The 22,158-nt window shown below is 71.0% G+C and carries 17 protein-coding genes; 4 read left to right on the top strand and 13 right to left on the bottom strand.

The annotated features are described in order from the left end of the window. Positions 1 to 32: 32 nt before the first annotated feature. The 3 genes from OG899_RS19030 to OG899_RS19020 form a co-directional block, all read right to left on the bottom strand. Positions 33 to 1,154 carry an amidase domain-containing protein gene (locus tag OG899_RS19030; RefSeq protein WP_125497612.1) on the bottom strand — a complete coding sequence of 374 codons (1,122 nt, stop codon included), beginning with the start codon at positions 1,152 to 1,154 and terminating at the stop codon, positions 33 to 35. A 174-nt stretch (positions 1,155 to 1,328) separates the two neighbouring features. Further along, positions 1,329 to 2,621, bottom strand: a complete 1,293-nt coding sequence (locus tag OG899_RS19025) for a hypothetical protein (protein ID WP_168131086.1) — start codon at positions 2,619 to 2,621, stop codon at positions 1,329 to 1,331. A 78-nt stretch (positions 2,622 to 2,699) separates the two neighbouring features. Further along, on the bottom strand, positions 2,700 to 4,937 hold the full coding sequence (locus tag OG899_RS19020; RefSeq protein ID WP_189427568.1) for a transglycosylase domain-containing protein: 2,238 nt from the start codon (positions 4,935 to 4,937) through the stop codon (positions 2,700 to 2,702). 328 nt (positions 4,938 to 5,265) lie between these two features. Here OG899_RS19020 and OG899_RS19015 point away from each other — a divergent pair, with 328 nt between their 5' ends. Continuing rightward, positions 5,266 to 5,487 carry a zinc ribbon domain-containing protein gene (locus OG899_RS19015; RefSeq protein WP_125497562.1) on the top strand — a complete coding sequence of 74 codons (222 nt, stop codon included), beginning with the start codon at positions 5,266 to 5,268 and terminating at the stop codon, positions 5,485 to 5,487. 54 nt (positions 5,488 to 5,541) lie between these two features. Here OG899_RS19015 and OG899_RS19010 read toward each other — a convergent pair whose 3' ends face one another. The 3 genes from OG899_RS19010 to OG899_RS19000 form a co-directional block, all read right to left on the bottom strand. Then, on the bottom strand, positions 5,542 to 6,381 hold the full coding sequence (locus tag OG899_RS19010; protein ID WP_189427520.1) for an HAD family hydrolase: 840 nt from the start codon (positions 6,379 to 6,381) through the stop codon (positions 5,542 to 5,544). After that, on the bottom strand, positions 6,381 to 8,855 hold the full coding sequence (locus OG899_RS19005; protein WP_189427519.1) for a phosphoribosyltransferase: 2,475 nt from the start codon (positions 8,853 to 8,855) through the stop codon (positions 6,381 to 6,383). The genes OG899_RS19010 and OG899_RS19005 overlap by 1 nt, the downstream gene beginning before the upstream one ends. Positions 8,856 to 8,943: 88 nt before the next feature. Then, the gene (locus OG899_RS19000) at positions 8,944 to 10,122 is read right to left on the bottom strand and encodes an HpcH/HpaI aldolase/citrate lyase family protein (protein ID WP_125497565.1); all 1,179 of its coding nucleotides are present in this window, start codon (positions 10,120 to 10,122) and stop codon (positions 8,944 to 8,946) included. A 197-nt stretch (positions 10,123 to 10,319) separates the two neighbouring features. Between OG899_RS19000 and OG899_RS18995 the strand changes: the two genes are divergently transcribed. Then, positions 10,320 to 11,243, top strand: a complete 924-nt coding sequence (locus tag OG899_RS18995) for a TerD family protein (protein WP_125497566.1) — start codon at positions 10,320 to 10,322, stop codon at positions 11,241 to 11,243. A 52-nt stretch (positions 11,244 to 11,295) separates the two neighbouring features. On the opposite strand, the gene OG899_RS18990 is transcribed toward OG899_RS18995, so the two are convergent. The 6 genes from OG899_RS18990 to OG899_RS18965 form a co-directional block, all read right to left on the bottom strand. Beyond that, positions 11,296 to 12,027 carry a Tellurium resistance gene (locus OG899_RS18990; RefSeq protein WP_125497567.1) on the bottom strand — a complete coding sequence of 244 codons (732 nt, stop codon included), beginning with the start codon at positions 12,025 to 12,027 and terminating at the stop codon, positions 11,296 to 11,298. Between the two features lie 168 nt (positions 12,028 to 12,195). Beyond that, the gene (locus tag OG899_RS18985; RefSeq protein ID WP_125497568.1) at positions 12,196 to 13,344 is read right to left on the bottom strand and encodes a DUF475 domain-containing protein; all 1,149 of its coding nucleotides are present in this window, start codon (positions 13,342 to 13,344) and stop codon (positions 12,196 to 12,198) included. Positions 13,345 to 13,396: 52 nt separating this feature from the next. Then, positions 13,397 to 13,975 (bottom strand): TerD family protein, encoded by a 579-nt coding sequence (locus OG899_RS18980; RefSeq protein ID WP_125497569.1) that lies wholly within the window; start codon positions 13,973 to 13,975, stop codon positions 13,397 to 13,399. Between the two features lie 128 nt (positions 13,976 to 14,103). Then, positions 14,104 to 14,679 (bottom strand): TerD family protein, encoded by a 576-nt coding sequence (locus OG899_RS18975; protein ID WP_125497570.1) that lies wholly within the window; start codon positions 14,677 to 14,679, stop codon positions 14,104 to 14,106. Between the two features lie 139 nt (positions 14,680 to 14,818). Then, positions 14,819 to 15,277 carry a peroxiredoxin gene (locus tag OG899_RS18970; protein ID WP_125497571.1) on the bottom strand — a complete coding sequence of 153 codons (459 nt, stop codon included), beginning with the start codon at positions 15,275 to 15,277 and terminating at the stop codon, positions 14,819 to 14,821. A gap of 269 nt (positions 15,278 to 15,546) precedes the next feature. Further along, positions 15,547 to 15,984, bottom strand: a complete 438-nt coding sequence (locus tag OG899_RS18965) for a DUF3052 domain-containing protein (protein WP_168131083.1) — start codon at positions 15,982 to 15,984, stop codon at positions 15,547 to 15,549. A 443-nt stretch (positions 15,985 to 16,427) separates the two neighbouring features. Between OG899_RS18965 and aceE the strand changes: the two genes are divergently transcribed. Beyond that, positions 16,428 to 19,169, top strand: coding sequence for a pyruvate dehydrogenase (acetyl-transferring), homodimeric type (gene aceE, locus OG899_RS18960; RefSeq protein WP_125497573.1), 2,742 nt, complete (start codon positions 16,428 to 16,430; stop codon positions 19,167 to 19,169). A gap of 379 nt (positions 19,170 to 19,548) precedes the next feature. Here aceE and OG899_RS18955 read toward each other — a convergent pair whose 3' ends face one another. Continuing rightward, on the bottom strand, positions 19,549 to 21,165 hold the full coding sequence (locus tag OG899_RS18955; protein ID WP_189427518.1) for an MFS transporter: 1,617 nt from the start codon (positions 21,163 to 21,165) through the stop codon (positions 19,549 to 19,551). Positions 21,166 to 21,330: 165 nt separating this feature from the next. Between OG899_RS18955 and OG899_RS18950 the strand changes: the two genes are divergently transcribed. Then, positions 21,331 to 22,056 carry a TetR family transcriptional regulator gene (locus OG899_RS18950; RefSeq protein WP_125497575.1) on the top strand — a complete coding sequence of 242 codons (726 nt, stop codon included), beginning with the start codon at positions 21,331 to 21,333 and terminating at the stop codon, positions 22,054 to 22,056. The last annotated feature ends 102 nt before the right edge of the window (positions 22,057 to 22,158 follow it).

Below are 22,158 nucleotides of genomic sequence, written 5' to 3'. Positions count from 1 at the left end.
AGGACACCGCCGTGGTGCCCTGCCGTCCTCGCTCAGGTGCGGTAGGCGTAGTAGTACGCGTTCGGGTACGACGCGATCAGGCTCGCCACCGACCGGTTGTAGGTGTTGGTGGAGTGGTACGACACGTACGGCACGCCCTGCGGGCTGCGGTACGTGACGATCATGGTGTGGTCCTTCGCCCCGTCCCGGTTGAAGTCCATCTGCAGCACGTCACCGACGTCCATCTGGTAGACGTACGGCAGGCTGGTGACCCGCTTCGAGGACAGCGCGAACCACGACCACTCGTTGACGCCGACGAACGAGTCCGACTGGATCTCGGCGTTGCCGAACCACTTGTGCCAGTCGTAGGTGTAGCCGGGCTCGTGCTTCCAGCCGCCGGCCTTCAGGGCCTGGCTGACGAAGTTGGTGCAGTCGCCGCCGGCGCCCTCACCGCTGAAGTCCGGGTACTCCGGGTTGTAGTCGTTCCAGTACTTCTTCGCGTACGCGGCCATGGCCTGGTAGTCGTACGCGCCGCCGGTGAGGTTCTTCGGGTCGGCCGGTGCGTTGCTCGCCGTGGAGGCACGGGGCGCCTCCGGCGGGTTGTCCTCGTCACCGGTCGACGGTTCGGTCACCGCCGGCGGGGTCGGCTGGTTGACGGCCACACCGTCGTCGGTGTCCTCGATGCTGGTCAGCTGCCAGTTGCCGTCCTTGTCGGCCTCGAACGACAGCTCGTGGTGCGCCTGGAAGCCGGTCGTCTTCGGCTCGTTGCCGTGCACCTTCTCGTAGGTCAGCGTGGTGGTCTCGGTGACCGCGACCTTGGCGTGACGGCCCTTCACCTGGGTGGCGTCCAGCGTCACGCTGGTGGTGCCGGAGCTGTAGCGCTCACCGAGCTTGGCCAGGCGGTCCTTGCGGCCGCGCAGCTCGGACAGCGCGGAGTCCTCCGCGTGCGACTGCGCGCCGGACAGGCGGACCTTGCCGTGGAAGCGGGCGGACAGCCGGTCGTGCGTGCCGTGCCGGCCGTTTGTGCCGGCGTCCACCAGGGCCTGGGTGCGGTCGGTGAAGACCGCGTCGGCCAGCTTCTGGAACGTGGCCTTGGTCTCCGCGTCCACGGTGGGATCGTCGGTGACCGCCGCGCCCGCGCTCCAGCTGGGCACCAGGGCGACGCCGGCGACCACCGCGGCGGCCGACGCCCCGACTATGGTGGCGCGGCGCCGCTTATGGCTCAGTTTTCTCGATTTCAATGAAGTTCCCCTCTGTGCCGGTAGACCTACCGGGCGACCGCATCTTCGCACGGACCGTGCGCCGGGTGTGAAGAGGGTGAGGACACGTCAACACGGGGGCGGCCGAACCTACTTGATGACGGTGGACCAGTCCGGGGACTGTGCCGGGTCCAGGGCGCGCAGCCGCTGCAGGTTGGCAGGATCCTGCGCATCCAGCCAGTCGGCCAGCTCCTTGAACGACACGCACTTCACGTCGGGTTTGGTGCACACGTTCTTCACGACCTGGTCGACGGCCTTCATGTAGATGCCGCCGTTCCAGTCCTCGAAGTGGTTGCCGATGAACAGCGGGGCCCGGCTGCCGTAGTAGACCCGGTTGAAGCCGGCCATGTAGGAGTCGACGGTCGTCTTCTCCCACTCGGGGTACTTGGCCGGATCGCCCTGGGTCTCGCCGTCGGACTGGTTGTAGAGGAAGTTGAAGTCCATGGACAGGCCCTGGAACTTGCCGTCCTCGTAGGGCAGCATCTGCAGCGGGAAGTCCCAGATGCCGTCCTTCTTCGTCGGCCATATCTGGAAGTCGCCGGGCGAGGAGGCGTCGTAGCGCCAGCCGTAGCTCTTGATGGCCTTCAGCAGGTTGGGCTGGCCCTCCAGGCAGGGCGCGCGGCCGCCGGTGACGACCTTCTTGAAGTCGAAGGGCAGCGGCGCGATGTCGGTGAAGCCGGTGTTGGTCTTCCAGTGCTCCACGAAGTCGAAGAACTGGTCGATCTCGCTCTTCCACTCCTGCACGCTCCAGTCGCCGCCGCCCTTCTCGCCGCAGAAGTGGCCGTTGAAGTGGGTGCCGATGTCGTTGCCCTCTTCGTAGGCGAGGCGCAGCTGCTCCAGGGTGGTGCGGATGTGCTCGTCGGTGGGGTAGTCGATCGCGGCGTCCCCCGGGGAGTGCATGGGCCCGTGGTACAGGGCCTTCTTGCTCTTGGGCAGCAGGTAGATGCCCGTGAGGAAGAAGGTCATGTGGGCGTCGTTCTCCTTGGCCAGCTCCCGGTAGTGCGAGAACAGGTGATCGCTGCCCTCCAGGGCGCCGTCCCAGGAGAAGACCACGAACTGGGGCGGTTTCTCACCGGGCTTGAGCGGCTGCGGCTTCAGCGTGCCCTTCTGCGGGCCGGTGTAGGAGGTCGAACCGTCGCCCAGGACGCGGGGCTTGCCGTCCCACTCGGGCTCCTTGCCCGGCCCGGGCGAGGCACCGGTGTTCTCGGCGCCCTTGTCCCCCGCGGACGCGGTGGGGGTGGTGGAGTCCGGCCGGGTCAGCACGAGGAAACCGGCCACCACGGAGGCGACGACGAGCAGGGCCGCGAGGGTGAGGACGCCCCGGCCGGGGCGGCGGAAGGAGCGGCGACGGCGGCGGGCCCGGTGGCGGTGCGATGTGGTCATGGGCGGCTCGTATCTGGGAGGGGACGGCGGGCGTGGGTGCGGGTGCGGGGACGGCGGCGGTGCCGCCGGCGCCGGGGGTCAGCCGAGCGGTGCCATGGCGCCGGACCAGATCGTGTAGGGCACGCTGTGGGCCGGCGTGCCGGCCAGGCCCTTCAGCGGCAGCGGCTCCAGCGACTCGGCCAGATCCATGCGGTAGACGACGACCGCCGTGGACACCGGTCCGACGGTGCCCGCGTACCAGGCGGCGGTGTCGTTCTCGGTGGTGCCCGGCTTGCCGGCCGGCCGGGTGCCCTGGGGCGCGGCGCCGGGGTGGGCGAGGGCGAAGGAGTCGGCGAGGGCGTCGGTGACCTGCCGGGCCACCCGTGCGTCCACGGCGCGGCTGGACGCCGGGGCGTCCAGCGGCACCGCGGAGCCGTTGCGGGTGATCCGGCGCACCGAGTACGGCTCGGTGTGCATGCCGTCGGCGGCGAAGGTGGCGTAGCCGCTGGCCATGCGGATGGCGCTGGGGGTGGAGCTGCCCGTGGACAGCGCGGGCACCTGCGGTCCCATGCTGGAGCCGAGCAGTCCGCAGGCCACGGCGGTCTGCTTGACCTTGTCCAGGCCGGTGTCCATGCCCAGCTGCATGAACGGGGTGTTCACCGAGTGCGCGAGCGCCTCGCGCAAGGTGATCTTCCCCCAGTCCTTCCCGTCGTCGTTGTGGGCGGCGACCTTGCGGCCGCTGCGGTCCCAGTAGGGGCCCTCGGGGGTGGTGACGGGCACGCCGTCGTCGCCGTCGTAGACGGTGTCCGGGCCGATCTGCGAACGGGGCACGTCCCGTTTCTTGACGACGCCGTGCTGCAGGCCGGCGGCGTACACGAACGGCTGGAAGGCCGAACCGGCGGGCACGGTGGTGGCGTTGGACTCGTTGAAGCCCTGCTTGCGGTGGTCGGGGCCGCCGTAGACGGCGAGGATGCGCCCGTCGGCGGCCACGGAGGCGGCGCCGTAGTGGGCGGTCTTCGCCAGGTCCGGCTCGTCGGCCTGCGCCTTCTCGCGGGCGGCGGTGACGGCCTCGGTGAGGGTGTCCTCCCGGGCGCGGTCGAAGGTCGTGTAGATCTGGTAGCCACCCAGGTCGAAGTCCTTGTCGGACAGGTGGGCGGCCTTCTTGGCGTACTGCGCGGCGAGTTCGACCAGGTAGTCGCTCTGCTGGCCGGTGTCGTACAGCGGGTTGCTCTCCAGCGGCTCGGGGAACGCGGTGTACGTCGCGCGCTCCTGCGGGGAGAGCTTGCCTATCTTGACCATGCGGTCGAGGATCCAGTTCCACCGTTCCACGGCCCGGTCGTGGTTGGCCTTGCTCAGCGTCGGGTCGTACAGGCCGGCGCCCTTGAGCAGCGAGGCGAGGAACGCCGCCTCGCTGGTGGTGAGTTCACCGACGTCCTTGCCGTAGTAGGCCTGCGCGGCGCGCTGGATGCCGTAGGTGCCGCGGCCGAACCAGCTGGTGTTCAGATAGCCCTCCAGGATCTCGTCCTTGCTCATCGCGTTGTCGAGCTTCAGCGCGATCATCGCCTCGGTGAGCTTGCGGGTGAGGGTGCGGTCCTGGTTCAGGTAGACGTTCTTGACGTACTGCTGGGTGATGGTGGAGCCGCCCTCGGTGTCGCCCCGGCCGAGGGTGCGCCACAGGGCGCGGGTGATGCCTTTGAGAGAGATGCCGGGGTCGGTGTAGAAGGTCTCGTTCTCCGCGGCGAGCACCGCCCAGCGCACGTTCGGCGGGATGTCCTTCAGCGGCATGGCCTGGCGCTGCACCCAGCCGGTGCGGGCCATCGGCGTGCCGTCCGACCAGAAGTAGACGTTGTCCTGCTGGGTGGCGTAGCTGTTGAGGTTCTGCGGGATGTCCGTGGCGGCGTAGGCGACGACCAGGAACACGCCGGTCAGGCCCATCGCGCCGAGGGCACCGCCCAGCCACTGCCGCCACGAGGGCAGCCAGCGGCGCCAGCCGGTGCGGCCGGGCCGCGGGTAGGCGGGTTTCAGCTTGCGGGCGTACGGCGCGAGCACGGCGGCGAGCGGGGCCAGGCGCCGTGCGAGCGGGGCCAGGGCCCGGCCGGCCGGGCCGGTCGGCCGGGCGAGCGCGGTGGGCTGCGCGGCGGCACGGCGGCGCTTGCCGCGCCGGCGCGCCCCCGTGGGCCGACCGCTGTCGGAGGAAGCGCCGGACGGGCGGAGGGCCCGCAGCTGCATGGTCTCGTCGGGGCGCGGGGCGCCGGAGTCCTCGGGCGCCGTCCCCTCCGGCCGGGCCGCGCGGCCGGAACCGCCGGACGTGCGCAGGGCGGCCACGTTCAGCCGCATCGTCTCGTCCGCGGGCAGTCCGAAGGAGTCGCGGTCCGGTATGCCGTCGTGTCCGCCGGCCCGGAGACCCTCTCCCGGAAGGCTCTCCTCCTGCCCTGGTTCGGTCACGACCGCGTCTCCCTCCGCACTCCGTCATGCTCGCGCGGGTCGACACAGCCGCCGCGGACGCGGCCGCCAGCCCCCCCTGCTCCCAGCCGCTTCCCGGACCTCGCGGCTACACAAAATTATCAGCCGTCTTTTCACTTTCTCCGCAGGAGAACGGGACAGAACCGAACACCCGGGGTGCACATCGGGCTGTGGGCCCGGTCACGGCCGTTAATCTGGCCTCATGCCTCGCTACGAGTACCGGTGCCGCAGCTGCGGTGACACGTTCGAACTGAGCCGCCCCATGGCCGAGTCCGGCGCTCCGGCGACCTGCCCCGCCGGGCACGACGACACGGTGAAGCTGCTGTCCACGGTCGCGGTCGGCGGCACCGCCTCCCCGGCCTCCGCGCCCTCGTCCCGAGGCGGCGGGGGCGGCTGCTGCGGGGGTGGCTGCTGCGGCGGCTGACCCGCCGTCACCGCCGCCGGTGCGCCCCGGTTGTGACGGGACCGGCGGCACGCCCTACCGGTGCGCCCGGGCGGCCCGCAGGAACTCCCGCACGATCCGCTCCCCGGCCAGCACCCCGCGCTCGTCCAGAGCGGTGACGCCCGGTGCCGTCCAGCCGGTGGCGGCCAGTTCGCCATGGCCGGGACGCCAGGCACGGTCCGCGGCCAGCAGCAGATCCGCGTCCAGCAGCGAGTCGCCCGCGCCGAGCACCGGCCCGGCACCGGTGCGGCGCGCCACCTCGCGGACGGCGGCGCTCTTGGTGAGCGGCTGCGGCACGGCGTAGACCTTGCGTCCCTGCAACGAGACCGTCCAGCCGCGCTCCCCGGCCCACACGCCGAGGTCCTTCACCCAGGTCTCGGGCACCTGTTCCCGGTCGACGACCAGGTAGACGAACAGCTCCTCGGCCACCCGCAGTGTGCGCACCCACGCGTCGTCGGCGGTGCGCCGCAGATGCTCGCGGACCTCGGCGAGCGGCGCGCACCGGTCGGCCAGCAGCTCCCGCACCTGCCGCTGCCACTCGGGGTCGGACTCCCCGTCCACCAGCAGATGACCGCCGTTGGCGCACACCGCGTACCGCGGCGCCGGTCCCGGCAGCGAGATCCTCCGGTACTGGGCGCGGGTGCGGGTCGTCGTCGGCACGAACACCGCCGTCTCGGCCAGCTCCCGCAGCAGGTCCGCGGCGGTCTGTGTCACATACGACAGCGGCTCGCCCTCGTACAGCTCCACGCACAGCAGCCGGGGCGCCGGGGCTGCCTCACCGCCGGGCGCGTCCGGCCCGGGCCGCCCGGGCAGCTGAAGGGCCGCGGCCGAGTAGATGAGCGTCCGGTCCAGGTCGCTGGCCACCAGCGCCGGCATCAGCACCTCACCGCCCGGCCGTCGGCACCGGTCGCCCCGCGCGTGTAGCGCGGGTGGATCAGCCCGACGCAGGAGTACGGCAGACCGTCGACCTCCCGCACCGGGACCCCGCGCTGCTCGGCCAGCAGCCGGATGTGGTCCAGCTCCCGGCCGGCGCCCGTGCGGGCGAGGATCTGCCACGGCACCCGGCGCAGCAGCACCCGGGTGGTCTCCCCCACGCCCGGCTTGACCAGGTTCACGTCGTGGATGCCGTACTCCTCGCTGATCCGTTCCACCGCGGCCCAGCCCGCCCAGGTGGGGGTGCGGTCGGCCGACAGCAGCTCCTTGGCGGCCGTCCCGGCGGCGTCCGCGACCTCGGCGAAGCGGCCGGAGACGGTGTCCAGGAAGAGGTTCGACACATCGGCGTCCGCCAGCTCCCGGTAGAACTTGGCGCCGTGGAAGTCGTGCGGTCCGACCAGGTCCGCGCGCAGCACGGTGCGCGAGATCAGCCCGGAGACGGTGGAGTTGAGGCAGGCGGAGGGGATGAGGAAGTCGTCCCGGGTGCCGTGGGTGCGCACGCACGAGCCCGGGTCGGCGAGCACCGCGATCTCGGGGTCGAAGCCGGTGATGCCCGTCTCGCTCACGAAGTCCCGCAGTGCCTGGGCGAGTTCACGGGTGATGGCGCCCTTGCCGGTCCAGCCGTCCACGAAGACGACGTCGGCCGGGTCGTGGTGGGCGGTCAGCCAGCGCAGCGCGTTGGCGTCGATGCCGCGGCCGCGCACGATGGACACCGCGTAGTGCGGCAGGTCCAGGCCGTGCCGGAAGCGGGCCCAGCGGCGCATCAGGATCCCGACCGGGGTGCCGGCCCGGGCCAGCGACACCAGCACGGGCCGCGGCGACCGCTCGGCGAGCACGGTCTCGGTGACCGTGCCGACGGCCAGGGCGAGCCGGTCGGCGGAGGCGGCCAGGGCGCTGTGGAACAGCCGCTGGTACTCCTCGGTGGGCTGGTACTCCACCGGCAGCGACTCGGCGTAGTGCGCACCGCCGTTCTGGATGGCCTCCTCGCGCTCCTCGGTCGGCGCCTCCAGCGTCACCTCGGACAGGTCCTGCAGCAGCCAGCCGACCTCCTCGGGCGCGTAGGAGGAGAACGCGGGTCCGCGCAGAGGATCGGGCAGCAGGGCGGCATCCTTGCGGCGAGGGCGGGTGCGCTGTGCGGTGGCGGGGACGTAGGAGGGCACCACGGCCAGCACCACGTGCGGGACGTGTGCGCCCAGCCGGGCGAGCAGGCCGTCGGGGGCGTGCAGGTGCGGGGTGTCGGCGACCGAGTCGACCACCGCGACGACGGCGTCGAAGCCGCCGCCGGCCACGTTGTAGGCGTAGCGTTCCCCGGGCCCGTCGGACGGGTCGTCGTGCGCGGGGAAGACCAGCCGGGTGCGGATCGCGTAGCCGGGGTCGTCGACCGCGAGGACGGGCGAGCGGGTGGTGGTCGAGTAGCGCACCTCGGCGTGCAGGGTCCGCTCCAGCTCCTCCGCCAGCCGCAGCGGGGCGTACATCAGTTCCTCGAAGCCCAGCACCAGCACCCGCCGGGCATGCGCGGGCAGCGCCCCGGCCACCCGGGCGGCCATCGCGGGCAGCGCCCGCTCCAGCCGCTCGCGGTGCTCGGGCAGGAACCCGTGCCGGCCGCCGTCCGGGAGCCCCTGCGGCCAGCCCAGGTCGACACGGACGGGCCCGGCGGTGCCGCCGGGAGCCGTCGTCCCGGCCGGCGCCGCGCTCTCGCCCTCGTACCGGGCGACCAGCTCACCGCCGCGGACCAGCACGTCCTCGGGCAGGCGGACCGAGCCCGAGGCGGTCGCGACCAGGTCGACGCGGGCGCCGATCTCCCGGGCGAAGTCCTCCAGGCGGGCGGCGTCGTCCGCGGAGCGGGTGTCGACCAGCGCGACCACCACATAGCGGCGGCGCGGATGGCGGGCGTGCAGCGCGCGGACGGTGTTCAGCACCGTGTTGCCGGTGGAGAACTCGTCGTCCACCAGCACCAGCGGCCCGTCGCCGGCCAGCAGCGCGGGGTCCTCCGGCAGCAGCAGATGGGAGGTGGCGTGCGAGTGGGACTCCTCGAAGCCGCCCGCCGGGGCGACGCCGGGGACGGCACGGCGCGTGGAGTGCAGATACGGCACGCGGCCCAGACCGTCGGCGACCGAGTGGCCCAGGCCGGTCGCCGTCTCGGCGTACCCGAGGACCACCGCCGCGGCGGCCTCCTCGGCGCCCAGCAGATCGCGCACCCGGCGGCCCAGCGCCACCCCGTGCTCGTGGACCACGGACGGCGACTGCGGCACATGTTTGCCCAGCACGTTCGACACCAGCAGATGCGCCCGCCGGGGGTTGCGGCGCAGCGCCAGTCCCAGCAGCCGCTTCAGTTCCGCGTCGCCGGTCAGCTCGACGCCGAGCCGCTCGGCGACCCAGCTGCCGGACCAGACGTGGTCGTTGACTTCGTCGTTCATGCGTTCCTTGTGGTGAGTGGGCGTGCGGGGGAAGGGGCGTTCTGGGCCGGGTCCGGGACGTCCCGTCGGCCGTCCTGCGGGCGACAGGTCACTCGGGTGCGCCCGCGGCGAGCAGGTCCACGAAGCCGATGTCCTCCCGGGCGACCCCGAAGGCCTCGGCACGCAGCAGAATCCTTTCAGCCCAGGCGCGGTGCGGCTTGACCTCGTTCATCTTGTTGGTGTACGCCGACCGCAGCACGCCTCCGCCGCAGCGCTCCGGCCGCAGGATGTCCACGGCGTCGCTGAACTCCTCGTGGCTGACCACCGACAGCGCGTGGACCGGCAGGACATGGGTGGGGTGGATGCAGGTCTTGCCGAGCAGTCCGTTGGCCTGGTCCAGGGAGATCTCCCGCAGCAGCCCGTCCATGGCCCGCTCGATCAGCCGGTCGCGCAGCTCGGCCGCCTGCACCTCGACGAACGGGGACTGCCGCAGCTGGGGCTTGAACATCCGGGTGCGCCTGCCGAAGTACTCCCACACCGGCCCGGTGACGGTGAAGCCGGTGCCGTCGGCCCGGCCGAGCATGTTGACCACGTCGGCGATCACGGAGGCGACGACCTGTATGTCGTAGGCCGTCATGTCCGGGGTTCTGCGCAGCCCGTAGGAGGAGCAGAAGTCGGTCACGCCCAGGCGCAGCGCCAGCACCCGGTCCCGGTACTTGTCGACGGCGCGGTAGATGCCCTCCAGGGTCTCCACCCGGGTCTCCCGGTAGAGCAGTTCGGGGGACTCCAGGACCGGCATGGCGAACAGCCGCCGCCCGCTCGCCGTCTCGGCCGCCTGCACCGCCTCCAGGAACGGCAGGCCGCGCTCCTCGGTGAACTTGGGCAGCACGAAACCGGACAGCAGCCGCACCGCCGGGCCCAGGCGCCGCACCAGGTCGGTGATCTGCTCCGGGGTGCGCACCCGCACGAACAGCAGCGGCAATGGTGCCGCGGGTGCGGCCTTGCGGCGGGCGGTGAGGTCCGTGAGCTGTGTGACGAGGTTCTCCTCGGCCCGGGGCACGTCCGCGTCGTCGATGGAGTCCTCCAGGCAGAGCACCATCGACACCACGCCGCGCGCGGCCTGTTTGAGGATGTCGTCGGCCAGGTGCGGCCGGGTGGCCGGGCTGTAGAGGGTGGCCCCCAGGGCCGCGGAGAGCAGCCTGGCCGGGGAGTCGGCGGTGAACTCCGCGGGCTCCTGATGGAACAGACGCTTGCGCACCTCAGGGCTGAGGTGGCCGAAGTGACGCATGGGACTCCCCCGTGGTGATGCCTCGTGGTCCGGCGTCGGCGCCGGCGAGGAGAAAGGTGGCCGGTAATAGTACGTAGCATCCGGCGTCCGCGGTTCCCACGGGGCGTGAAGCGCGGGTGACCGGTACCCGTCGGGCGGGCCGGCGCCACGGCGCCCCCGCATTGTCGTGATCAGGCCCGAGCAGGCAGGATGATCGCATGACGCACGCGATGCTGAAGGGGTCGAACGTCCCGCTGGAGGCCGCCACGGTGCGGGCCGTCGTGCGCTGGACGCCGCACACGGGCGTGCCGGACGTCGACGCCTCGGCCCTGCTGCTCGGCCCCGACGGCCGGGTGCGCTCCGACGAGGACTTCGTCTTCTACAACCAGCCGCACCATCCCTCCGGGAAGGTGTGGCGGCTCGGCAAGCAGCAGGGCGCCGAGGGCCTGACCGACACGATCCAGGCGGATCTCGACGACGTCGAGCCGGACGTCGGGCGGATCCTGCTGGTCGCCTCCACGGACGACGTCGCCTTCGACCGCGTCACCGACCTGCGCATCGAGCTGTACGACGCGGCGCTCGCCGATGCCGAGCCGCTGGCGTACTTCGAGGTCACGCCCGAGACCGGCGAGGAGACGGCGCTGATCTGCGGCGAGCTGTACCGGCGCGGCGAGGGCTGGAAGTTCCGGGCGCTGGGCGAGGGCTACTCCGACGGGCTCAAGGGCCTGGCGACGGACTACGGGATCTCGGTGGACGAGACCGAGGAGGGCGCCGCCGACGCCGACGCCGACTCCTCCGGCGCGCCCGCCGTGTCCGCCACGGCACCGACGGTGGCGCAGCCGCTGCCTCCGGAGCAGCCGGTCCCGGCCCCGGACCAGTCGCTGCCGCCCGAGCAGCCGGCCCCGGACCAGCCCCTGCCGCCGGAGCAGCCGGTTCCGGACCAGCCGCTGCCGCCGCAGCAGCCGGTCCCGGCGACTCCGGTGACGCAGCCGGCCTACGGGTATCCGCATCCGGCGCAGGCCTATCCGCGGCCCGCGGCGGCCGGAGCGGGGACGGGGTACGGCTACCCGCAGCCGGTGGCCGGTCCCCCGGACCCCGGGTTCCGGCTGCCGCCGATGGGGCCGCAGTTCATCGGGCGCTGACCCCGGCACGGGCCGGGGCCACGGGACGCCCTGCGCCTTCGTCCCACGACGCCTACGCCTTCGTCTTGTAGCCCCGACCCCACTGCAGGCCCCACCCGTACAGGCGGTCCAGTTCGGCCTGGAAGCCGTAGACGAACTTCACCTCGCGGCGGATGATGATCTCGCCCTTGACGTTCTCGATCAGGACCACCGCGCAGGAGCGGGCCTGGGGCTGGCGCTCGTCGAGGCCGATCTCGATGCGCGGGCCGGCGCTCGGGTAGAGCGTGACGACCGCTTGGGTGCGGTCGAAGGCGGGCGTCTGGTCGTAGATGTAGACGAAGACCAGCAGCCGCTTGAAGTCCTCGCGGTGGTCGAGGTTGATGTGCATCGTCTCACCGGAGCCCGAACCGAACCGGTCGTCCCCGCTGAGCTTGATGTACGGCGGCGCGTTGACGTCGCCGAGGAGGTCGCCGAGCGGCTGGACGACGCCCTTGGTGCCGTCCGCCAGCTCGTACAGGCAGCCGAGGTCGAGGTCGACGTTGACCATGGACTGGCCGTGCCCCATGACCTCCGGCGGTTTCAGCGCCTTCAGGGGGTGCCGCAGCAGGCTCTCCCGTACGGGGCCGCCGATGTCGGAGGTACGCATCCGCCAGCTGAGGTTGATGCGCAGATGCCCGGAGGCCGCGCCCTGCTTGGTCAGCGACACCTGACGGTGCCGTTTGGTCAGCTCGATGGAGCTGGACGCGGCGTTGCCCGAGTCGAACGCGGCGGCGCGCCCGCCCAGCAGACCGTCGAAGAGTCCCATGTCCCGCCCCTGCCTTCACCGCTTTCGCCGTCCCGCTGACACACCGGACCGGGCGGCCGGCCCCGTGTCGGGGCCGGCCGCCCGTGGGTAAGCGTTCCTCGTCCCGGGGCCGGTCACACCCCGCGCGGGCACCCCGCCCGTGTGGCACCGGCCACGTCGGCGCAGGTCCTACAGCGGTGCGGAGACCTCGGCCTTCTCCCCGGAGCCGGTCGCCCGCGCCTCGGCGGCGGCCAGGGCGCGGTTGCGGCGGACGGAGGAGAAGAAGGACCAGGCGATCAGGACCACGCCGACCAGGCCGGTGATCACCTCGTTGATCTGGTACTGGATGGTGACCAGCAGGATCACCGCCAGGGCACCGATGGCGTAGTGGGCGCCGTGCTCCAGGTAGACGTAGTCGTCGAGCGTGCCCTGGCGGACCAGGTAGACCGTCAGGGAGCGGACGTACATCGCGCCGATGCCGAGGCCGAGGGCCATGAGCACGATGTCGTTGGTGATGGCGAAGGCGCCGATGACCCCGTCGAAGGAGAAGGAGGCGTCCAGGACCTCCAGGTACAGGAACATGAAGAAGGCGGCCTGGCCGGCCAGCTTCACCGCCGAGCGCGGCTTGCCGCTGCGGGCGGCGGCTTCCTCCTCCTCGTGCTCGCGTTCCTCCTCTTCCTCCAGCCGGTCCTCGAAGTAGCCGGACAGGCCGCCGACGACCATGTAGGTGATCAGGCCCGCGATGCCGGCGATGAGCACCGTCTGCGCCTTGTCGATGTGTGCGCCGCCGTGCTGGTGGGCGTGGGTGGCGACGGTGAAGGAGGCGATCAGCAGGACGATCAGCGAGATGCAGACCGACAGCATGTCGACCTTGCCGAGCTTGGCCAGCGGCCGCTCGATCCAGCGCAGCCACTGGATGTCCCGTTCCTCGAAGAGGAAGTCGAGGAAGATCATCAGCAGGAACATCCCGCCGAACGCCGCGATCGCGGGATGGGCGTCGGTCACCAGCTCCTGATAGCGGTCCTTGTTGTTGATCGCCAGATCGACGGCCTCGACGGGCCCCATATGGGCACTGATGGCGACGATGACGACGGGAAAGATCAACCGCATGCCGAAGACGGCGATCAGCACACCGATGGTGAGGAAGATCTTCTGCCAGAAGGCATTCATCTTCTTCAGGATCCCGGCGTTGACCACCGCGTTGTCGAACGACAGGGAGATCTCCAGAACGGCGAGGATCGCCACCACGCCGAAGGCGGTCCACCCCCCGTAGAAGGCTGCCGCGACCAGGCCGAGTGCGGTGATCGCGAACGACCACCCGAAGGTTTTCAGAAGCACTGGCTACCCAATCCGTATCTGCACGGGGGCTCCCCCGTCGCCGTACCCGGCTTCACGAAACATTGACTCCGAAGTCTAGAGCGATTCCGCGCAGACCGGACGCGTACCCCTGTCCCACGGCCCGGAACTTCCATTCCCCGTGATAGCGGTACAGCTCACCGAAGATCATCGCGGTTTCGGTGGAGGCGTCCTCGCTGAGGTCGTAGCGGGCGAGTTCCTGGCCGTCGGCCTGGTTGACGACACGGATGAACGCGTTGGAGACCTGTCCGAAGGTCTGGCCGCGCTCGTCGGCCATGTGGATCGAGACCGTGAAGACGATCTTCTCGCACTGCGGCGGCACCTTGGTGAGGTCGACCAGGATCGATTCGTCGTCGCCCTCGCCCTCGCCGGTGAGGTTGTCGCCGGTGTGCTCCACCGAGCCGTCGGGGCTGGTGAGCTGGTTGTAGAAGATGAACCACTCGTCGCCGAGGACCCGGTTGTTCGCCGAGCACAGCAGTGCGCTGGCGTCCAGGTCGAAGGGTGCGCCGGTGGTGGAGCGCGCGTCCCAGCCGAGTCCGACCATCACATTGGTCAGATCGGGTGCGGCCTTGGACAGGGAGACGTTGCCTCCCTTGGCGAGCGTGACGCCCATGTTCTGGTCCCTCCCCGGGATGGTGCCGGTCGTGGTCGTGCGCTCCCTTGGCGATGCACCGTCCGGCGCCGCGCGGACGGACGCGCGGCGCCGGACGGTACGAGGCGCGAGGGTACGGGTGCGCTGGCTCAGACGTTGACGCCGAAGTCCTGCGCGATGCCGCGCAGGCCGGAGGCGTAGCCCTGGCCGATGGCGCGGAACTTCCACTCCGCGCCGTGCCGGTACACCTCGCCGAAGACCATGGCGGTCTCGGTGGAGGCGTCCTCGCTGAGGTCGTAGCGGGCGATCTCCTGCCCGTTGGCCTGGTTGACCACGCGGATGAACGCGTTGCGGACCTGGCCGAAGGACTGCTGGCGGTTCTCGGCGTCGTAGATGGACACAGGGAAGACGATCTTGTCGACCTCGGCCGGGACGGCGGCGAGGTTCACCTTGATCTGTTCGTCGTCGCCCTCGCCCTCACCGGTGAGGTTGTCGCCGGTGTGCTCCACCGAGCCGTCCGGGCTCTTGAGGTTGTTGAAGAAGACGAAGTGCTGGTCGCTGACGACCTTGCCGGAGCTGTTCAGCAGCAGCGCGCTGGCGTCGAGGTCGAAGTCGGTGCCGGTCGTGGTGCGGACGTCCCACCCCAGACCGACGACGATGGCGGTGAGGCCCGGAGCCTCCTTCGTCAGTGATACGTTGCCGCCCTTGCTGAGGCTGACTCCCACGAGTCCTCCATCTGTGTCCGGGGGCGGGGAGCCCCGTCGTCGTGCATCGGATATGGGATCAACGTGTCGATCCTAGTGACGGGTTCCCGCCCCCGGCAGATCGCGGGAGCCGACACGTCGGAGGTGTCGGCGCACCGGCTCAGAGGGTCTCGAGCGCCTTGACGTAGTCGTTCAGGTCCCGCGCGTCCGGCAGGTCGTTGACCACCGTCCAGCGCACGACGCCCTCCTTGTCGATGATGAAGGTCCCGCGCACGGCGCACCCCTTGTCCTCGTCGAAGACGCCGTAGGCGCGCGAGACGTCGCCGTGCGGCCAGAAGTCGCTCAGCAGCGGGTACTCCAGGTTCTCCTGCTCGGCGAAGACGCGCAGGGTGTGGATGGAGTCGTTGGAGACGGCGAGCAGCTGGGTGTCGTCGTTGACGAACTTCGGCAGGTTGTCGCGCAGGGCGCACAGCTCACCGGTGCACACGCCGGTGAAGGCGAACGGGTAGAAGAGCAGCACCACGTTCTTCTCGCCGCGGAAGTCGGACAGCTTCACGGTGCGGCCGTGGTTGTCCTTGAGCTCGAAGTCGGGGGCCTTGTCACCGACCTGGATCGCCATGGTCCTGATCTTCCCTTCTGCGGGACTGTTCGGGTGAGATCCACCCTACGCAGGGTCCGGCGCGCCCCCGCGCACGCCCCGTCCCCGCCGGCTCACCCAGGGTGCGGCACGGGGCGGCGGTCCGGCGCGATGAGGGAAGGCGGGCACCCCGGGGCAGGAGGTGCCCTGACCCGGGCACGGGAGCGCTTCCCGTGCCCGGGCGGGCCGCAGGCGCACCGGGGCCGCATCGGGCCGCCGGGCGCGACGTCCGGTGTCCGGGCCGGACCGGCCTACTTCTTGGACTTGGCCGCCTTCGGGGTCGCCAGCCGGCTCGCGGTCCAGTCCTTGCCGACGCTGAAGCTCTTGCTGGCCGTCAGGCCCGCCGTCGTCGCGGCTTCGGAGATGTCGCTCGGCTCGACGTACCCCTCGCGGCCCGTCTTCGGGGTGAGGAGCAGGATGGCGCCACCCTCATCGACGTAGGTGGTGGCGTCGACCAGCGCGTCCGTCAGGTCGCCGTCCTCGTCGCGGAACCACAGCACCACGGCGTCGGCCACGTCGTCGTAGTCCTCGTCGACCAGCTCGCTGCCGATCGCGTCCTCGATGGCCTCGCGGAGCTCCTGGTCGACGTCGTCGTCGTAGCCGATCTCCTGGACCACCTGCCCGGGCCGGAACCCCAGCCTGGCGGCCGGGTTCGTCCGCTCCTCCGCGTGGTCCGCGGTCGCGCTCACGGGTTGCCTCCTGATGGTGTTGCGAAATGAGTCTTCAGCCACGCGCGTGCGCGAAGCATTGGCCGTAGTCCACACGGGCGGGCCGGATCGCGCAAGTACCCGGCGGTCCGGGCCGCCGAAACGGTGACGTTCCCGGCTGTGTCGCCGCAACTCCTGACACGGTATCGCGATCAGCCGTGATGCACACCACACCCTTCTGCCCGGTTTTGTGCGTTCGACCCCCGCCGGCGGGCGGACATCAGGGACGATTCCCCCCACTACTCCCGGGTAAAGATGACGTTCTCCACGCCCCAGGTACACGATGGGGAACGACACGGACACAGTCCGGCAAACCGGTCGAACCACATGACGCACGCGGGACACCGCGCCGAGAGCCCGAAAGAGCCCAGAAAAGCCCATAAACGCCGCATGTATGTCAGCCCTTCTGACAGGTGAGGATCAGCGTGGCTTCCGGATCCGATCGAAACCCGATCATCATTGGCGGCCTGCCGAGTCAGGTTCCTGACTTCGACCCCGAGGAGACCCAGGAATGGCTCGCCTCGCTCGACGCCGCCGTCGACGAGCGAGGCCGGGAGCGGGCCCGCTACCTCATGCTCCGGCTGATCGAACGCGCCCGGGAGCGGCGCGTGGCCGTGCCGGAGATGCGCAGCACCGACTACGTCAACACGATCCCGACCGCGAACGAACCGTTCTTCCCGGGCAACGAGGAGATCGAGCGCAAGATCCTCAACGCCACCCGCTGGAACGCCGCGGTGATGGTCTCCCGCGCCCAGCGCCCGGGCATCGGCGTGGGCGGCCACATCGCCACCTTCGCCTCCTCCGCGTCGCTGTACGACGTGGGCTTCAACCACTTCTTCCGGGGCAAGGACGACGGCCGCGGCGGCGACCAGGTCTTCTTCCAGGGGCACGCCTCGCCGGGCATCTACGCGCGCGCCTACCTGCTGGACCGGCTCACCGAGCAGCACCTGGACGGCTTCCGCCAGGAGAAGTCCAAGGCGCCCTTCGGGCTGTCCAGCTATCCGCACCCGCGCTCGATGCCGGACTTCTGGGAGTTCCCGACGGTCTCCATGGGCCTCGGCCCGATCGCGGCGATCTACCAGGCCCGGATGAACCGCTACCTGCACGCGCGCGGCATCGCCGACACCTCCGGCTCGCACGTGTGGGCCTTCCTCGGCGACGGCGAGATGGACGAGCCGGAGGCGCTGGGCCAGCTGACCCTCGCGGCCCGCGAGGGCCTGGACAACCTGACCTTCGTGGTCAACTGCAATCTGCAGCGCCTGGACGGTCCGGTGCGCGGCAACGGCAAGATCATCCAGGAGCTGGAGTCGGTCTTCCGCGGCGCCGGCTGGAACGTGATCAAGCTGATCTGGGACCGCACCTGGGACCCGCTGCTGGCCCAGGACCGCGACGGGGTGCTGGTCAACAAGATGAACACCACCCCGGACGGCGCCTTCCAGACCTACGCCACCGAGTCCGGCGCCTACATCCGCGAGCACTTCTTCGGCGACGACCACCGGCTGCGCGCGATGGTCGAGCACATGACCGACCAGCAGATCCTGCACCTGGGCCGGGGCGGTCACGACCACCGGAAGATCTACGCGGCCTACAAGGCGGCCCTGGAGCACAAGGGGCAGCCGACGGTCATCCTGGCCAAGACGGTCAAGGGCTGGACGCTGGGCCCGAACTTCGAGGGCCGCAACGCCACCCACCAGATGAAGAAGCTGACGGTCGACGACCTCAAGCACTTCCGGGACCGGCTGCATCTGCCGATCTCCGACCGGGCGCTGGAGTCCGGCCCGCCGCCGTACTACCACCCGGGCCGGGACAGCGAGGAGATCCAGTACATGCACGACCGCCGCAGGCAGCTGGGCGGCTACGTGCCCACGAGGGTCGTGCGCGCCAGGCCGCTCTCCCTGCCGGGCGATGCGGCGTACGCGACCGTGAGGAAGGGCTCGGGACAGCAGGCCGTCGCCACCACCATGGCCTTCGTCCGGCTGCTGAAGGACCTGATGCGGGACGAGGAGATCGGGCGGCGGTTCGTGCTGATCGCGCCGGACGAGTACCGCACGTTCGGCATGGACTCCTTCTTCCCGAGCGCGAAGATCTACAACCCGCTGGGCCAGCAGTACGAGTCGGTGGACCGCGATCTGCTGCTCGCCTACAAGGAGTCGCCGACCGGCCAGATGCTGCACGACGGCATCTCCGAGGCGGGCTGCATGGCCTCCACGATCGCGGCGGGCTCGGCGTACGCCACGCACGGCGAGCATCTGATCCCGGTGTACGTCTTCTACTCGATGTTCGGTTTCCAGCGCACCGGCGATCAGTTCTGGCAGATGGCCGACCAGCTGGCGCGCGGATTCGTCCTCGGTGCGACCGCGGGCCGTACGACCCTGACCGGGGAGGGGCTGCAGCACGCCGACGGCCACTCCCAGCTGCTCGCCTCCACCAACCCGGCGTGCGTGGCGTACGACCCGGCGTACGCGTACGAGATCGCGCACATCGTGCGGGACGGCCTGCGCCGGATGTACGGCGGCGAGGACGTGAACCCGGGCCACCCGCACGGGGAGGACGTCTTCTACTACCTCACCGTCTACAACGAGCCGATCCGGCAGCCCGCCGAGCCGCCCGACGTCGACGTCGAGGGCATCCTCCAGGGCCTGCACCGCATCGCTCCCGGCACCGCCGGCCGGCTCCCGGCGCAGATCCTGGCCTCGGGCGTGGCGGTGCCGTGGGCGCTGGAGGCGCAGCGGATCCTCGCCGAGGAGTGGGACGTCCGGGCGGACGTGTGGTCGGCAACCTCGTGGAACGAACTGCGCCGCGAGGCGGTGGCCTGTGAGGAGCACAATCTGCTGCACCCGGAGGAGGAGCAGCGGGTGCCGTGGGTGACGCGGAAGCTGAGCGGCGCCGAGGGTCCGTTCGTGGCCGTGTCCGACTGGATGCGCTCGGTTCCGGACCAGATCGCCCGCTGGGTGCCGGGCCCGTATCAGTCGCTGGGGGCCGACGGCTTCGGCTTCGCCGACACCCGTGCGGCGGCGCGGCGGTACTTCCACATCGACGCGGAGTCGATCGTGGTGGCGGTGCTGACGGAGCTGGCCCGGCTGGGGAAGGTCGACCGGTCGGTGCTCAAGCAGGCCGTCGACCGCTACCGGCTGCTCGACGTGACGGCCGTGCGTCCGACGGCGTGACGACGGCCGTGCGCCCGACGACGTGACGGACGTGCGCCCGGGGGCGTGACCTCCGGGCCGCGTCGACGGGCGCGGGACAGGCCGACGTTGCTCGCGCGGGTCGGCTGGTGGGGCTCGCGGGGCGGCTCGCAGCACGGCGCCGGGCGCGTGGTCCGTGCGCCCGGCGCGCGAAACGACTGCGGCGCGCCGCTCCCCTCCCGCGGCGCGCCGCAGCGTCGGGCCCCGCCCCTGCGCAGGGCCTGACTCACTGTGACCTGTGACGTGCGGGGAAGGTGAGCGGTCCCGGGCGCCGTCACCCGGATAGGCGATCACGCCCGGGACCGCACGCGCGGCGTGCGGCCTCGGCGACTTCCGAAGACCTGCATGTGGCCGACGCGACCTAGATGTGGCCGACGCCCGCGCCCGCCCCGGCGTTCTTCCCCCGCTTGGTCAGCAGGGCGACCAGCACGGCGACGGCCGCCACTCCGGCGGCGACCAGCGAGGCCAGGCTCATCCCGGAGATGAAGGTGTCGTGGGCGACGGAGGTGATCTTCGCTGCGATCGCCGCGGGCACGCCCTCGGGCACCGGTGCGACGCCGACCTGGACGGCCTCGGAGGCTTGGTGGGCCTGCTCGGGAGTGAGCGGCGGCAGCCCGGCGTCCTTCCAGTTGCCGGCCAGCTCGTGGTCCACCCGGGAGGCCATCACGGCGCCCAGCACGGCCGTCCCCAGGCTGCCACCGATCTGCATGGCCGACTGCTGCAGACCGCCGGCCACGCCGGACAGCTCCAGCGGCGCGTTGCCGACGATGACCTCGGTGGCACCGACCATGACCGGTGCGAGGCCCAGACCGAGCACCATGAACCAGATCGCCATGATGCCGCCGCCGGTGTCCGCGTCCAGCGTGGAGATGCCGTACATGGCGATGGCGGTGGCGGCCATGCCGCAGGCCAGCGGGATGCGCGGCCCCAGCTTCGTGATCAGGACACCGGCCAGCGGCGAGGCCACGATCATCACGCCGGTCAGCGGCAGCAGGTGCACGCCCGCGTCGACCGGGCTCATCCCGTGGACGTTCTGCAGGTAGAAGGTGACGAAGAACAGGCCGCCCATGAACGCGATGGCCATCAGGATCATCAGCACCACGCCCGCGGACAGCGGCACCGACCGGAACAGCGTCAGCGGGATCAGCGGCTCGCGCACCTTGGTCTCCCAGAGGGAGAACACGGCGAAGCCCGCGACGGAGGCGGCGATGAAGGTCCAGGTCAGCCCGTCGCCCCAGCCCCAGTCCGGCGCCTTGATCAGGGCCCACACCAGGCAGAACATCGCGGCGGACAGCAGCACGATGCCGGGGATGTCGAAGGAGCGCGGCGCCTTCTCGGCGCGGTGGTCGAGGAGGAAGACCAGGCCCAGGACCAGGGCGAGTGCGCCGACGGGCACGTTGATGAAGAACACCGACTGCCAGTTGACGTGCTCGACGAGGACGCCGCCGAGGATCGGGCCGCCGGCGGTGGAGGCACCGATGACCATGCCCCAGATGCCCAGGGCCAGATTCAGCCTCTCGGCCGAGAAGGTGGCCCGCAGCAGGCCGAGCGCGGCCGGCATCAGCAGGGCGCCGAACAGGCCCTGGAAGACACGGAAGGTGATGACCATGCCGATGCTGTCCGACAGGCCGATGGCGCCCGAGGCGGCGGCGAAGCCCGTGACGCCGATGAGGAAGGTCTGCCGGTGTCCGAACCGGTCACCGAGCTTGCCCGCGGTGATCAGGGAGACCGCGAGGGCGAGGAAGTAGGCGTTGGTGATCCATTGCAGCTGGGCGAGGCTGGCGTGCAGGTCCTGCCCGATGGCCGGGTTGGCGATGGCGACGATGGTGCCGTCCAGGGCCACCACCATGACCCCTACGGCGACGGCGAACAGGGTGATCCAGGGGTGCCCGCGCAGCCCCTTGGCCGGCGCCGCATCCGGCAGGGCTGCTGCGCCGTCCCCCGGCCCTGTCGTGTCGATGGTGGTCTGACTAGTCATACATTCGAGGCTAATGTCAGTCGCTGACATTAGACAATCGAATTCACCTGACGGTAACTGACACGTCCTGCGCCTATAGGCTGAACAGGGGAACGGTTCGCAAAAGGGCGGACCACGGGAGATCCGTCGGCGACGCCCCGCCCCGGCACGGAGAGACACAGACACATGAACACGGCGACCGCCGCGGCGGCACCGCAGCAGGCGCCCCCGCCCGCGCCCCGCCCGGGACTGCGCGAGCGGAAGAAGCAGCGCACCCGGGACGCACTGCTGCGGGCCGCGCTCGAACTGTTCACCGCCCGCGGGTACGAGCAGACGACCGTGGACGACATCGCCCGGGCCGTCGGCGTCTCCCAGCGCACCTTCTTCCGCTACTTCCCCGGCAAGGAGGAGGTCGCGTTCGCCATGCAGGACATGGTGGAGGCGCACTTCATGACGTCGCTGCGCGCCCGCCCCGCGCACGAGCCCCCGCTGGAGGCGCTGCGCCGGGCCGTGCTGGACTGCTGGGACTCCGTCCGCGAGGCCGTCGCCTCCATCGCTCCGCTGGAGCTGTATCTGCGGATGTTCCGGACCATCGAGTCCACGCCCGTCCTGCTCGCCACGCATCTGCGGCGCTCGATGGAGAAGGAGGAGCACATCGCGGCCGTGCTCGCCGAACGCGAGGGCCTCGACGTGGACGCCGATCCCCGGCCGCGCCTCGTGGTGGCCGCCTTCAGCGGGGTGCTCCGGGTGACCGGACGGCTGTGGAGCACCGGCGAGGACCTCACCCTGGACGGCCTGAGATCCCTGACCGTGCGCTACCTGGACCAGGTGGGCCCGGCCCTGGCCGGCACCTGGCGCACCCCAAAGGACCCGAACCGGACCGACGCCCCGGCCGAGCACACCGACGCCTGAGACGGCCGGCGGAACGCCGAGCCGCCCGAGTGCGAACCCCCGGTCGCCCGGACGGAACATCCTCGTCCCCGTGCGCACGCGGCACCGGCAAACGTGATCCCT

Source organism: Streptomyces thermoviolaceus (assembly GCF_045209695.1).
GTDB classification, from domain to species: Bacteria; Actinomycetota; Actinomycetes; order Streptomycetales; family Streptomycetaceae; genus Streptomyces; species Streptomyces thermoviolaceus.
This window is presented reverse-complemented; position numbering and strand designations above follow the sequence as displayed.

Bases quoted from the DNA above. Each gene is read 5' to 3' on its own strand.
- OG899_RS19005 (WP_189427519.1), bottom strand. From the start codon at position 8,855: ATGAACGACGAAGTCAACGACCACGTCTGGTCCGGCAGCTGGGTCGCC.
- OG899_RS19010 (WP_189427520.1), bottom strand. From the start codon at position 6,381: ATGCCGGCGCTGGTGGCCAGCGACCTGGACCGGACGCTCATCTACTCG.
- OG899_RS18955 (WP_189427518.1), bottom strand. From the start codon at position 21,165: ATGACTAGTCAGACCACCATCGACACGACAGGGCCGGGGGACGGCGCA.
- OG899_RS18970 (WP_125497571.1), bottom strand. From the start codon at position 15,277: ATGGCGATCCAGGTCGGTGACAAGGCCCCCGACTTCGAGCTCAAGGAC.
- OG899_RS18980 (WP_125497569.1), bottom strand. From the start codon at position 13,975: ATGGGCGTCACGCTCGCCAAGGGAGGCAACGTCTCCCTGTCCAAGGCC.
- OG899_RS18950 (WP_125497575.1), top strand. From the start codon at position 21,331: ATGAACACGGCGACCGCCGCGGCGGCACCGCAGCAGGCGCCCCCGCCC.
- OG899_RS19020 (WP_189427568.1), bottom strand. From the start codon at position 4,937: ATGCGGCTGAACGTGGCCGCCCTGCGCACGTCCGGCGGTTCCGGCCGC.
- OG899_RS18990 (WP_125497567.1), bottom strand. From the start codon at position 12,027: ATGGGACTCTTCGACGGTCTGCTGGGCGGGCGCGCCGCCGCGTTCGAC.
- OG899_RS18995 (WP_125497566.1), top strand. From the start codon at position 10,320: ATGACGCACGCGATGCTGAAGGGGTCGAACGTCCCGCTGGAGGCCGCC.
- OG899_RS19000 (WP_125497565.1), bottom strand. From the start codon at position 10,122: ATGCGTCACTTCGGCCACCTCAGCCCTGAGGTGCGCAAGCGTCTGTTC.
- OG899_RS19015 (WP_125497562.1), top strand. From the start codon at position 5,266: ATGCCTCGCTACGAGTACCGGTGCCGCAGCTGCGGTGACACGTTCGAA.
- OG899_RS19025 (WP_168131086.1), bottom strand. From the start codon at position 2,621: ATGACCACATCGCACCGCCACCGGGCCCGCCGCCGTCGCCGCTCCTTC.